The sequence below is a fragment of the Xanthomonas sp. GPE 39 genome (assembly GCF_000963005.1).
Lineage (GTDB): Bacteria > Pseudomonadota > Gammaproteobacteria > Xanthomonadales > Xanthomonadaceae > Xanthomonas_A.
This window is the reverse complement of record NZ_JZHZ01000007.1, coordinates 171,274-183,356: the sequence shown is the minus strand read 5'-3', so window position 1 is coordinate 183,356 and position 12,083 is coordinate 171,274. Positions and strand designations below refer to the sequence as shown.

Genomic DNA, 12,083 nt, shown 5'->3' with positions numbered 1-12,083 from the left:
CGGCTCGGGGATTCCGGGCACCGCCCTTGCCGGCACAGTGGCAGGGCCATGGCCTTGATCTTCGCTGTTACTTTGCGACGAGGGGCGTGAGGCCACTCTCCTCGATAGCCTTGGCAGCGTCCTTAGACGCCATGTAATTCAATAGCGCCTGGGCTGCCTCCGGCTGCGTGCTGGACGTAGCGACGGCACCGGAATACAGGGTCATCTTTTGCGCCTGCTGGGGAATCAGGCCAACGATGGTGATGCCAGGCACCGGCTTCAGCTCGCTCAATTGCTGGAACCCGAGTTGCGCCTGGCCGCGCGCGACCACGGCGCCCACTGGCTCGGCGGGAATCATCCGCGCCTTGGCGGCGAAGGCATCGCCGAGCCGCATCCGCGGGAACAGTTCATGCGACAGGTATACGCCACTGGCACTGTCGGAATACGCCACCGACTTGCTGTCCAGCAGGGTCTTGCGGAAAGCGTCCATGCTGGAGATATCCGGCTTGGCCGCGCCCTCTTTGACCGCCATGGCGATATAGGATTTGCCCAAATCCACCCGACTGGCCTTGCGCGCCTGTCCCGTGGCGACCAGCGTGTCGAGCGCCGAACCGACCATCAACAGCACGTCCGCCGGCTCATTGTGGGCGAGGCGATTGGGGATGGCCTGCGGCGTGTCGCCCATCGACGGCGCCGCCTCGATGTGCAGCTTCACCCCGGTCGCCTGTTCGTAGCCCGGCGCGATTGCGCGTATCGCCCCCATGATGCCGCCGGAACTGAGCACGGTGAGGGTGGTGGGCTTGACCGGAGTGACCGCAACGCAGGCGCCGGAGGCGATCAACACCCCAGCGAGCATCAGTGATTTCAAGAGTTTCAGCATGCCGAAGATCCCTGCGATGCCTGACTGCACATGAACGCCGAGTGTAACCAGTCCAGGGACGCCAAGCGAAGTGCTGGGTTTACCCACGTTATATGCTGATGCCGTCGACGCCGGCCGGACTTGAAAAAATGGCCCCGCGGCCATTTAGAATCGATCCATGTCGTTGCCTTGCTGCGTATGTCCGCTGTGCCGTTCCTGATCCTCGAAACTGGCGAGCCAGTGCCCACAATGCGGCGCTACGGTCGCTTTCCGCACTGGATCCGCGTCGCCGCCGGTCTGGCCGAGCGCGATATCGTGGTCGCCAACGTCGCCGCAGGGGCTGCGCTGCCGGATCGCCGCGATTTCGCCGGGGTCATCATCACCGGGTCGGCTGCATTCGTCACCGATCGCGCCGACTGGAGCGAGCGTTCCGCCGACTGGCTGCGCGAAGCCGCCCACGCGGGAATGCCGCTGCTGGGCATCTGTTACGGCCACCAGTTGCTGGCACACGCGCTGGGCGGGGAGGTGGCTTACAACCCAGCCGGACGCGAATCGGGCACGGTGCAGATCGCGTTATCTCCTCAGGCCGCCGACGACCCGTTGTTCTACGGTCTGCCGGAACATTTCCCTGTGCACGCCACCCATCTGCAGACCGTGCTGCGCGCACCGCCCGGTGCCAGCGTGCTGGCGCATTCGGCGCAGGACCAGTGCCAGGCGCTACGCTGGGGCCAGGCAACCTGGGGCGTACAGTTTCATCCGGAGTTCGCCACCCACCATATGCGTGGCTACGTGAAGGCGCGGGCCGACTGTCTACGCCGTGCGGGACGCTGCGCCCGTACCATCGCCCGCGAGGTCAGCGCTGCGCCGTTGGCGCGCAAGCTGCTACGACGCTTCGTTCAGCACGCGCGTGCTCAGTCTTGACGACGACGACCAGGCAAAACCACGATAATCTGCATCTTCGCCGCGCTGTACGGCGTCCCCCACTTCGGATTGGCAATGATCGAAATTCGCAAGCTGCCGGCTTCGGCCGGCGCGGAATGGCTATTGAGCGGGATGTCGCTCCTGCGGCGGGCGCCATGGGCGCTGGGTCGGCTGGGCGCAATCTGGGGATTGGCCATGATAATCGCCGTGTTCATGGGGAGTCTCCACCCGAACCTCGGCATGCTGGCGCAACTGCTGATTGGTCTGGCCGGACCGCTGCTGTTCGGTGGGCTGGTCTGGGCCGCGCGCGAGGTGGACCAGGGCCGCAGCCCACAACCGGCGCACCTGCTGCAAGGCCTGCAGGCGGGGCGCGCGCCGCATTTACTGGTGGCGTTGTTGCCGCAATTGGTCGTCGTCCTGGCACTGGGCATCCTTGCCATGGTGGTGGTGGGGCCGAGCGGATGGCAGCAGCTGGTCACGGTGATGAACAAGCTCAACGAGCTCAGCCAGTCGAATGCGCAACCAGATCCCGCACAGGTGGAGCAACTGGTGCAAACCCTGCCGGCGATGCGCATCCTGCTGTGGGTACTGCTGATGGCGATCGGTTTCGTGATGGTCATGCTGACGCTGTTCCTGTTCGCGCCGCAGGTGATGTTCGATGGCCGCAACGGCCTGACCGCGATGCGCTACAGCCTGCGCGCCTGCCTGCACAACGTGCCGGCGATGTTGGTGTTCTGCGTGCTGGCCTTCATCGCCACCTTTGCGCTGTACTTCGTGCTGGCACTGGTGATGCTGGTGCTCCAGGCCATTGTCGGCGCCATGGTCGCGACCCTGATCACACAGGTGCTGCTCATGGCTCTGGTGATGCCGACGCTGGCCGGCATGGTGTACGCGGCGTGGAAGCAGATGTTCAAGCATCCCGATCATCCCGCAGCGACCGTGCCGCAGCCGCCGTCCAATGTGTTTGTCGCTTGAGAGGCGACTGACCGAATCCCTGAAAAGCCGAGCTGTTCGGGCGGCTCCCCGATCCACTGCTGCCGGCCGTTGCGGCACCTGGGTAGAACAGCTTGGCTGAAATTCCTCAGCTACGCTGTAGAGTGGCTAACAAAACCTCGTAAGTCGCGATCATCGGGTACGACGTGGACAGCGCGCAGGAACCGCAATGGACAGGTGTGAGAATTCCGAACACTGCCCGTGCCTGTCCGGCGGCGACGCAGTCGCTTTGTGAGCTTTAGTCGCGGATCTGCATTTCCGACGGCTTCTTGGTCACTGCGCTGGCGGCGATGATGCCCAACTCGTAAAGCAGACACATCGGAATGGCCAGCATCAATTGCGAGACCACGTCTGGCGGGGTCAACAAGGCAGCCAACACGAAGATGCCCACCACCGCGTAACCACGGCCCTCGCGCAGTTGCTGCGGTGTTACCCAACCGAGTAGGGCAAGGATCACCAGCGCGACCGGCAACTCGAAGCTGACGCCGAAGGCGAAGAAAATCGCCAGGACGAAATCCAGATAAGACCCGGCGTCCGGAGTGAGCTGGATCACGTCCGGCTTGAACGTGGTCAGGAAGTGAAACACCCCCGGCAACACCAGAAAGTAGGCGAACGCGCAGCCGAGATAGAACAGCAGCACCGCCGATGCCAGCAGTGGCAACGCCAGACGCTTCTCGCGCTGGTACAAACCGGGGGCAACGAAGGCCCAGGCTTGGTACAGCAGCCAGGGCACGGCGATGAAGACGCCCAAAAAGAACGCCAATTTGAGCGGGGCAATGACCGCGCCGGCCGGATGCGTGGCAATCACGCTCTGTCCGACCGGCAACTGCGCCAGCATCGGCGCGGCCAGCCAGGTGTAGATGCGCTTGGAGAACGGTAGCAAAACCACCACCACCACGGCCAGACCGATCAGCGCACGCATCAGGCGCGCACGCAGTTCGATCAGGTGTTCGATCAGGCTGCTCTCGGCTTCGGGGTTCATCGCGGGGCTGTCGGGTCAGCGGAAGGAGGCTGGACCGGAGCCGACGGCGCGGTGTCTGCGGTCGGTGGGTGCGCGGCGGTGGTGTGCGGCGTTGCCGACGATGCAGACACCTCGGCAAGTGGCTCGGCTGTAGCGGTCGGCGTTGACGGCAGCGCGGGGCTGGCAGCAAACGGCGGCTCCGAGGCCGAGGCTGTTTCCACGGTCTCGGTGGAGACGGCCGGTGTGGTCGGATCGATCTCGCGGCGCAGGGCTTCGGTTTCGCGTTGCAATTGCTGACCACTGTCGCGTAGTTGGGTCTCGGCTTGGCGCAGCGAGGCTTGCACGTCGCGCAGGCTGCGCTTGAGCTCCTCCGCTTCCAGTTCGCGCTCCAGCTCTTGCTTCACCGAGTCCCATTGCGCGCGGGCACGACGCACCCACAACCCCGCAAAACGCGCCGCCTTAGGCAAGCGCTCCGGGCCGAGTACCACCAACGCCACCACTGCGATTACCAGCAGTTCGCTGAATCCGATATCGAACACGCCACGCCGTCCTGTCAGCGCGCGTCGCGGTCGTGCTCGGCCTGGGTCTGGCGCGACGATTCACTGCTACGCGAGGCGTCGGCGAGCTGGCCGGCGGGTTTGTCGTCGTCCTCGCGCATGCCTTTCTTGAACTCCTTGACCGCGTTACCCAAGTCCTTGGCGCCACCTGTCAGCCGCTTGGTGCCGAATATCAACAGCACGATCAACAGCACGACCAGCCAGTGCCCGATGCTAAAACTGCCCATGATGCGCTCGCAAAAAAAGTCGTTGAGGAACCCGCAGGATAACGCACCGGACGTGGGTACGTTATTTAGCGCACACGCTGCGCATACCCCTGAACAGGCGTCAGCCAGGTGCCCCAGCCGCGAGCGGCGACGCCAAAATCAGTGGCTGCCGTTGAGCGGCTCGGTGCGGACCTCACCGTCGGACACGGGCTGGAAGCCTTGCTTCTGCGGGGCTTGCGACGGTGCTTGCAACGGCGCGGTGCTGGTGTTGTCAGTGGTGTGCGATCCGACCGCCGATTCCGCTGCGGCCTGTCTGGCCGGCGTCGGCGCAGGTACGGCGGACGCCGGGGCTGGGTCGCTATCGTCGCTATCCTTGTTGTTGCGACGGGTTTGCCGTGCGGCGTAGGTGGATTCTTCCAGCTTGTCGCGGAATGCCACGATATCGTTGGACGGCCGGCTGGCGGTACGGCCTTCGAAGATCATCCGTGGGGTGCTGTTGCTGCCATAAGCGTTGAGATCAGCGGCATCGTCGATCTGCAAGTCGGCACCATCCAGGGCGACGCCGGCGAACAGCCCGCGCGCGCGCGACCACGACCAGATCTCGGCCTTGAGCTCGCCGTCGGTGGCCGCAGCGGCATTGCGCCCGACCGGACCGGCGGCGACCCCGGCATCGGCACCCAGGGTGAACTTACCATTGACGATGTTGTCCAGGCTGCGGTCGTTACGGAACACCAGCACCACATCGGAGGACTGCACGCCAATCTGTAACCCGACGCTGCCGCCGGTCAGCTTGACGAACACTGGATTGGACCAAGTGCCATCGGGGCGCTTGACCGACATCAAGCCGTGGCCGCGACGTCCACCGAACACCATGCCGACCTTGAGCGTGTCGGGAATGACCACGATGGCGCGGCCCTCGTCGAGCAACCTGTCGGGAATGGCTTGCTCCGGGATCTTCTGAATCTCGCTCAGCACGCGCAGGGCGTTGCGGGCGCGCTCGTCCTCTTCGGGACCGGCCATGGCGTGGCCGGCGAACAGCAGGGTACTCAGCAACAGGGCGAGGCGCGGCAGGCGGGGCATTGAGGGTGGGCTCCAAGATCGATCCGCAGCTAAGATACTGCGGCTTCCCGAACTTACTCATCGCCCGATGAATCGGCTATGAGCGATGCCACGACTCACCGATGCCGCACCCATCACTGCCATAGAAACGCGTCAGACTGCGGCACCGAGTCTCTGCCACAATGCGCCCATGTCCAACGCACCCGAGACCGCCATCCTGGTGGTGAACCTAGGTACGCCCGAGGCGCCCACGGCACCTGCGGTCGCCCGTTATCTGGCCGAATTTCTCGGCGACAAGCGCGTGGTGGCGATTCCGCGCCTGTTCTGGTGGCCGCTGCTGCACTGGATCATCCTGCCACGGCGTTCGCCGAAATCGGCTGAAAAATACGCGCAGGTCTGGCTGCCGGACGGATCGCCGCTGGCGGTGTACACGCGGCGTCTGGCCGAAGGCATGCAACGCGCATTGCCCGACCACAAGGTGGCCTGGGCGATGCGCTACGGCACACCTGCGCTGGCACCGACGCTGGACGCGCTACGCGATGGCGGCGTGCGCCGGATCGTGGTGCTGCCGCTGTATCCGCAATATTCGACCACCACCACCGCTTCGATCGAGGACGTGGTGGAGGCCTGGAAGGCGCGCAATCCGCAGTTGCCGGTGCACTTGATCGAGGACTACCCAACCGATCCGGCCTGGGTCGAGGCGGTAGCCGCCAGTGTGCGGGCGCACTGGGCGCAGCATGGCCGTGGTGAAATGCTGTTCTTTTCCTTCCACGGCTTGCCGCAACGGGTGGCCAACAACGGCGACCCGTATCCGCAACGCTGCGAGGCCAGCGCCCAGGCGATTGCCACGGCCCTGGGCCTGGACGCCAGCCAATGGCAACTCGGTTATCAGTCGCGCTTCGGCGCCGAACGCTGGCTGCGACCCTATGCCGAACCGCGCCTGTGGGAACTGGCCGCGCAAGGCATGCAACGCGTGGACGTGCTCTGCCCAGGCTTCGCCACCGACTGCCTGGAAACCCTGGAGGAGGTGGCGATGGGTTTCGTCGAGACCTGTGCCGAGCGCGGCATGCAGGTGCGTTACATCCCCTGTCTCAACGACACGGCGGCCCACGCCCACGCCCTAGCGCAGCTCGCCATTCGCGCCGCATGAGTCCGCGCGCCTTTACCTGTCCATCGCGAGTGGGCATGCTCGCCGGCTTGCGCAGCGGCGATCCGCAGGGGCCGAAAGTGCTGGCCTTGCACGGTTGGCTGGACAATGCCGCCAGCTTCGTGCCACTGAGCGCGCATCTGCCGCAACTGGATCTGGTCATGCTGGACATGCCCGGACACGGCTATAGCGCCGCGTTGCCGGAGGGAAGCGAGTACCTGTTGTTCAGCAGCCTGCATCCGGTCTTGGACGCTGCCGATGCGCTGGGTTGGGAGCGTTTCGTGCTGATCGGCCACTCGATGGGCGCGGCAATCGCGAGCCTGCTGGCTGCGGCGATGCCGCAGCGGATCGAGAAGCTGGTGGCGATCGAGATGCTCGGCGGTCTGTCCGAAAGCGAAGCCGACGCTGTACAGCGCTTGCGCGACAGCGTGACCACGGGCCGCCAGGTCAATGCGACGCCGTTGCGGGTGTTTCCCGATCTGGCCACCCCCGTGCGTGCGCGCATGTGGGTCAACCAACTCAGCGAACCCGCAGCGCGGCTCCTGGTGGAGCGTGGATTGCGCGAGGTGGATGGCGGCTATGTCTGGCGCAGCGATCGCCGGCTGACCCAGTCCACCCCGATACGCCAGACAGAATCACAAGTACTCGCCTTGCTGACCGGCATCGACTGCCCGACGCTGGTGATATTCGCCGATCCCGCACAGGCCATGCTGCCCGAGCCAATGCGCCTGCAACGGGCGGCACAGCTACGCGATGGCCGCGTGCATACGCTGCCCGGCACCCATCACCTGCACATGGAACAACCCGCGGCGATAGCCGCGTTGCTGCACGCGTTTCTATGAATTAACGCCGTGCGTGCACAGGATTATCCGCAGCGCATGTCTGACTCCGCGCATCGGAGGTGAAATTTATATGCGGCACTATTTTTTCTTACGGCGCACGCACGCCTGCGGTCAACAGGCGTGGAGGCGATCCGTCACGTCGTTCGCGGTGCGATCCCGGCGTCCGACATGCCGGCATCGCACTCCCACCCAGGACCGTCACGGCTCGCTGACGCGGGAGATCGCATCGGGTTTTTACCGCAGGCGAGGAGAGGCGGCATGCGGGGCGCTGGATGGAGTTCTGTCTGCGCAGCACTGAGGCGAAGCGGTCGGCATCTCCATGCCAGGACGCCGCCGTGCCAATGACGAACGACGCATGTACCTTGGACCGGTACAGCGCAGGCGCTAACCCAGCAAGCGTCGCAACTGCGCCTTCAGGCAGCGCCCATGTGTGTGGAAGTAACTGCGCTCGGCTTTCCACTCCGGGAACCGCGCTTCCACTTCGCGCCAGAATGCTGGCGAATGATTGGCCTGCAGCAGATGGCACAACTCGTGGACCAGCACGTACTCGAACGCCGATGAGCGACCCAGCACCAGCGCCAAGTCCAGTGCCATGGACCCGTCCGGGGCCAGCGAGCCCCACTGCGAGGACATCACCTTGAGCCGGATCCGCGCTGGCGCGCGCGGTAGCGATGGCAAGTACATCGGCAACCAGCGACCCAGATCGACGCGCGCCTGCGCTTCGTAGAATTCGCGCAGCGTGCGTGCAATCACCGCGTCGCTGGCGCGTGCTGGGATCTGCAATTGCGCACCCTGGGCATCGACTTGCAAGCGCGCGTAACGACCCTCGCTCCAACGCAAGGGTAGGCGCTCGCCGCGCAACGGCAGCCAACCAGGAACACCGCGTTGCAAACCAGGCGTGCTGTCCTCGTCGCGGTAGCGCGCCAGTTGCGTATCCAGCCACTGTCGGTGTTCGAGCAGAAAACGCTCGCCGGCGACCAGACTGGCGCGCAGCGGTAAGGTCAGCCGCGCGCCGCGTTCATCCACGCTGAGTTTGATCCGCCGAGCGCGCGGATCACGCACGCGCAGTACCTCGATCTCGCGCTCGTCCAATCGCAGACGGACGAGGTCGCGTTCGACCGCCGCAGGCGGCGGGGCGAGCAAGCGACGGAGAAAAGTAGGCATGCAGACAGGATAACTCTCCGATCACCAACACATCGTGACAAAGGCACGCTCTGGCGCATTGTGACGCCGCTTGATTTCAGGTCTCGGCCTTGCTCAGCTTCAACGCCTCTTCCAGCAGCAGGAACAGCCGTCGCACTTCACCGCTCATCAGTGCGAAATGCGCATCCAGTTCGGCGCGCACGCCATCGTGATCGGCATGCTCAAGCTGGTCGAGCGCCCCGTCGAGGAACTTCAGCTTGCGGATCACCAGATCGTCGCCGAGAACAAAGGACACGTGGTCGTCCAGCACCAGCGCCAGCTTGGTGACCTGTTTGCCAGCTTCCAGGTGTTTGTCGATCTCGTCGCAGCGCAGTTCCTGATGCTGGCACTTGACCACCGCGCCACCTTCGATGGGGTCCTTCATCTCGCACTCTTCGCCCAGACTCAATCCTTCCGGTAGCGGCTCGCCGGCGATCCAGCCGGTGAGGATCGCGCGCGGGGCCACCTCGGCATTCAATGGCAGCGCCGGAAAGCTGCCGAGCAGGCCACGGATCTCCGACATCACGGTTTCTCCGCTCTTGCGGCTGGAGGTGTCCACGGCGACGTAGCCGTGCTGCAGATCCAGCATCGCGTCGGTGCGCGAGGATTTGACGAAGGCGCGCGGCAGCAGTTCGTGGATCAGGTCATCTTTCAAGCGTTTGCGCGCGCGACCGCCAGGCCGGCGCCCTTCCTTTTCCTCGATTTCGGCGACCTTGCGCGCAAGCAGGTCGTTGACCACCGAACCGGGCAGGATCTTGTCCTCCCCGCCCACGGTGAGCCAGAGAAAATCGGCGATGCGGTGCGACAGCGCTTCCTGCTCATCGCGACCGAACGGGGAGATGAAACCACGCGAACTCATTTCCAGCGGGCCAACCGATTTGAGCCGGGCCTCCGGCAGGTGCGTATCGACCTCGGAAAAGTCCAGCGTCGTAGGGAAGCGGAACAGCGTCAGATTGCGAAAGAACATCGAGCATCCAGCAGAAGGAAACGGAACGATCCGGCGCCATTGCGCGCGGCGATAGACGACATTGTCGCATCGCGTCGGCCGGCTTACCGCATCGAACGGTTCAGCGAAGCGCGTTCAGGCTGGACTCTCGTCTGCCCAGGCGGTTGCAGGCGCGCCGCCGCCGAGCGCGGCGAAATCGAACAATGCGCGGTCGGCCAGTTGCGATGGCTGCACGTTACCCATGGCCCGCGCGATTTGCTCCACCCGTCCCGGGTGCTCGCGATCCCACTGTTGCAACATCAGCCCGACCTGGCGCCGTTGCAGCGTCTCCTGGCTGCCGCACAAGGTGCAGGGAATCAGCGGGAAATTTTGTGCCTGCGCATAGGCGGCGATATCGTGCTCGCGCACGTAAGCCAGCGGCCGGATCACCACGTGCTGGCCGTCGTCGCTGCGCAGCAGCGGCGCCATCGCCGCGAGTTTGGCGTGGAAGAACAGGTTCATGAAAAACGTCGCGACGATATCGTCGCAGTGGTGGCCCAAGGCGATCTTGCTGATGCCGTGTTCGGCGGCGTAGCGGTATAGCGCGCCACGACGCAATCGCGAACAGAGCGAGCACAGGGTTTTGCCCTCCGGCACCACCCGGGTAACCAGCGAATAGGTATCCTGCTCGATCACATGCCAAGCCACGCCGCGCTTGCGCAGGTAGTCCGGCAGCACGTCGGCGGGAAAGCCCGGCTGTTTCTGGTCCAGGTTCACCGCGACCAGTTCGAACGGCACAGGCGCCTTGCGCTGCAATTGCAACAAGATCTCCAGCAACGTGTAGCTGTCCTTGCCGCCGGACAGGCACACCATCACTTTGTCGCCAGCGGCAATCATGCCGAAGTCGGCAATGGCCTGACCCACCTGCCTGCACAGGCGCTTCCCCAACACCGAGGATGGGGAACGCGCGGGCGAGGCGGGATCGGCAAGACGCTGCGGCAAGGGCAGGGAAGAAGACATGACGGTGCATTGTAGTCGTCGCATCGGCGTGGATGCGCTGCTGCCGAATGCGCTGCCGCGTCCGGACATTGCACGCTGTGTCTTGCGATGGCGCATCGCAGCAAGCGTTTCGCTCGCAGGCTGGGTAAAGTTCGCGCGTCCCGGCTTGCGAACCGCATCCAATGCATGCGTCGGTTTTCTTCGGCAGTGGCGCTTTTTCCACTCCGTCCATGATAGCGCTAACATCGTTGGTCACGCTGGCGCGTCTGCGCTCGTGTCGCTACCGCGCAGCGCGAACGCTGCGCGTGGTCCATACCCAATGTCTGCCGCCGCTGCATCTGCGCGACGCAACGGCGGCATTGCGTGCCCCTGCCACGCACGCGCCTGCGCCAATCGACATGGCAACGGTCTGCACACCGATGACGCCGTGCCGACCATCGTTCTCCCACTCGATAGGAATCCGTTTCTCATGAGCAACTCCGTCTACATCGGCGCCAAGGAATATTTTCCGGGCATCGGCCGCATTCCGTTCGAAGGCAAGGCCTCGGACAACCCGCTGGCGTTCAAGGTGTACGACGCCGACAAGCAGATTGGCGGCAAGTCCATGGCCGCGCACCTGCGTTTTGCGGTGGCGTATTGGCATAGTTTCTGCGGTAACGGCGCCGATCCGTTCGGCCCGGGCACGCGCGCCTATCCGTGGGACGCCGGCAGCGACGCGCTGGCGCGGGCCGAGGCCAAGGCCGATGCGGCGTTCGAGTTTTTCACCAAACTCGGTGTTCCGTATTACTGCTTCCACGACGTGGATCTGGCCCCGGACGCGGAGGCCATCGGCCAGTACGAGACGAATCTGCAACACATGGTCGGCATCGCCAAGCAGCGTCAGGCCGACACCGGCATCAAGCTGCTGTGGGGCACGGCCAATCTGTTCTCGCATCCGCGCTACATGAATGGCGCGGCGACCAACCCGGATTTCGACGTGGTGGCGCGCGCGGCGGTGCAGGTCAAGGCGGCGTTGGAGGCGACGGTGGCGCTGGGCGGGGAGAACTACGTGTTCTGGGGCGGTCGCGAGGGGTATGCGTGCCTGCACAACACGCAGATGCGGCGCGAGCAGGAGCACCTGGCGCGCTTCCTCACCCTGGCGCGCGACTACGGACGCAGCATCGGCTTCAAGGGCAATTTCCTGATCGAGCCCAAGCCGATGGAGCCGATGAAGCACCAGTACGATTTCGACAGCGCCACGGTGGTGGGTTTCCTGCGTCAGCACGGGCTGGAGAAGGATTTCAAACTCAATATCGAGGCCAACCACGCCACGCTGTCCGGGCACAGTTTCGAGCACGATTTGCAGGTGGCCTCGGATGCAGGGTTGCTGGGCAGCATCGATGCCAATCGCGGCAATCCACAGAACGGCTGGGACACCGACCAGTTCCCGGTGGATCTGTACGACACGGTGGGG

General features: G+C 64.5%; 14 protein-coding genes. 5 read left to right on the top strand and 9 right to left on the bottom strand.

Annotation, left to right across the window (positions count from 1 at the left end):
- Positions 1 to 67: 67 nt before the first annotated feature.
- Positions 68 to 859 carry a substrate-binding domain-containing protein gene (locus XALGPE39_RS00610; RefSeq protein ID WP_045726556.1) on the bottom strand — a complete coding sequence of 264 codons (792 nt, stop codon included), beginning with the start codon at positions 857 to 859 and terminating at the stop codon, positions 68 to 70.
- Between the two features lie 177 nt (positions 860 to 1,036).
- On the opposite strand from XALGPE39_RS00610, the gene XALGPE39_RS00605 reads away from it, so the two are divergent.
- On the top strand, positions 1,037 to 1,759 hold the full coding sequence (locus tag XALGPE39_RS00605; protein ID WP_045726555.1) for a glutamine amidotransferase: 723 nt from the start codon (positions 1,037 to 1,039) through the stop codon (positions 1,757 to 1,759).
- Here XALGPE39_RS00605 and XALGPE39_RS16300 read toward each other — a convergent pair.
- A complete protein-coding gene (locus tag XALGPE39_RS16300) occupies positions 1,750 to 1,974 on the bottom strand; it encodes a hypothetical protein (RefSeq protein WP_235429922.1) in 225 nt (74 codons plus the stop codon). The genes XALGPE39_RS00605 and XALGPE39_RS16300 overlap by 10 nt on opposite strands.
- Between XALGPE39_RS16300 and XALGPE39_RS00600 the strand changes: the two genes are divergently transcribed.
- Complete coding sequence (locus XALGPE39_RS00600) at positions 1,892 to 2,734, top strand: BPSS1780 family membrane protein (protein WP_235429845.1); 843 nt, start codon at positions 1,892 to 1,894, stop codon at positions 2,732 to 2,734. The genes XALGPE39_RS16300 and XALGPE39_RS00600 overlap by 83 nt on opposite strands.
- A 256-nt stretch (positions 2,735 to 2,990) precedes the next feature.
- Here XALGPE39_RS00600 and tatC read toward each other — a convergent pair whose 3' ends face one another.
- The 4 genes from tatC to XALGPE39_RS00580 all read right to left on the bottom strand — a co-directional run bounded on the left by tatC (position 2,991) and on the right by XALGPE39_RS00580 (position 5,556).
- Positions 2,991 to 3,734 carry a twin-arginine translocase subunit TatC gene (gene tatC, locus XALGPE39_RS00595; protein ID WP_045726553.1) on the bottom strand — a complete coding sequence of 248 codons (744 nt, stop codon included), beginning with the start codon at positions 3,732 to 3,734 and terminating at the stop codon, positions 2,991 to 2,993.
- On the bottom strand, positions 3,731 to 4,252 hold the full coding sequence (gene tatB / locus XALGPE39_RS00590) for a Sec-independent protein translocase protein TatB (RefSeq protein WP_045726552.1): 522 nt from the start codon (positions 4,250 to 4,252) through the stop codon (positions 3,731 to 3,733). Before tatB ends, tatC begins: the two co-directional genes overlap by 4 nt.
- 14 nt (positions 4,253 to 4,266) lie before the next feature.
- A complete protein-coding gene (gene tatA / locus XALGPE39_RS00585; protein WP_045726551.1) occupies positions 4,267 to 4,497 on the bottom strand; it encodes a Sec-independent protein translocase subunit TatA in 231 nt (76 codons plus the stop codon).
- Between the two features lie 138 nt (positions 4,498 to 4,635).
- Entirely contained in the window at positions 4,636 to 5,556 is a 921-nt protein-coding gene (locus XALGPE39_RS00580) for a YSC84-related protein (RefSeq protein WP_045726550.1), read from the bottom strand.
- 169 nt (positions 5,557 to 5,725) lie between these two features.
- On the opposite strand from XALGPE39_RS00580, the gene hemH reads away from it, so the two are divergent.
- Both hemH and XALGPE39_RS00570 read left to right on the top strand, forming a co-directional pair.
- On the top strand, positions 5,726 to 6,685 hold the full coding sequence (gene hemH, locus XALGPE39_RS00575; protein WP_045726549.1) for a ferrochelatase: 960 nt from the start codon (positions 5,726 to 5,728) through the stop codon (positions 6,683 to 6,685).
- On the top strand, positions 6,682 to 7,524 hold the full coding sequence (locus tag XALGPE39_RS00570) for an alpha/beta hydrolase (protein ID WP_045726548.1): 843 nt from the start codon (positions 6,682 to 6,684) through the stop codon (positions 7,522 to 7,524). The genes hemH and XALGPE39_RS00570 overlap by 4 nt, the downstream gene beginning before the upstream one ends.
- 384 nt (positions 7,525 to 7,908) lie before the next feature.
- On the opposite strand, the gene XALGPE39_RS00565 is transcribed toward XALGPE39_RS00570, so the two are convergent.
- The 3 genes from XALGPE39_RS00565 to ttcA form a co-directional block, all read right to left on the bottom strand.
- Entirely contained in the window at positions 7,909 to 8,688 is a 780-nt protein-coding gene (locus tag XALGPE39_RS00565) for a SprT family zinc-dependent metalloprotease (protein WP_045726547.1), read from the bottom strand.
- Positions 8,689 to 8,764: 76 nt separating this feature from the next.
- Positions 8,765 to 9,673 carry a recombination-associated protein RdgC gene (gene rdgC / locus XALGPE39_RS00560; protein ID WP_045726546.1) on the bottom strand — a complete coding sequence of 303 codons (909 nt, stop codon included), beginning with the start codon at positions 9,671 to 9,673 and terminating at the stop codon, positions 8,765 to 8,767.
- Between the two features lie 114 nt (positions 9,674 to 9,787).
- Positions 9,788 to 10,651, bottom strand: a complete 864-nt coding sequence (gene ttcA, locus XALGPE39_RS00555; RefSeq protein ID WP_045726545.1) for a tRNA 2-thiocytidine(32) synthetase TtcA — start codon at positions 10,649 to 10,651, stop codon at positions 9,788 to 9,790.
- Between the two features lie 448 nt (positions 10,652 to 11,099).
- Between ttcA and xylA the strand changes: the two genes are divergently transcribed.
- The coding region (gene xylA / locus XALGPE39_RS00550; RefSeq protein WP_045728847.1) for a xylose isomerase at positions 11,100 to 12,083 on the top strand (984 nt) is incomplete at its 3' end.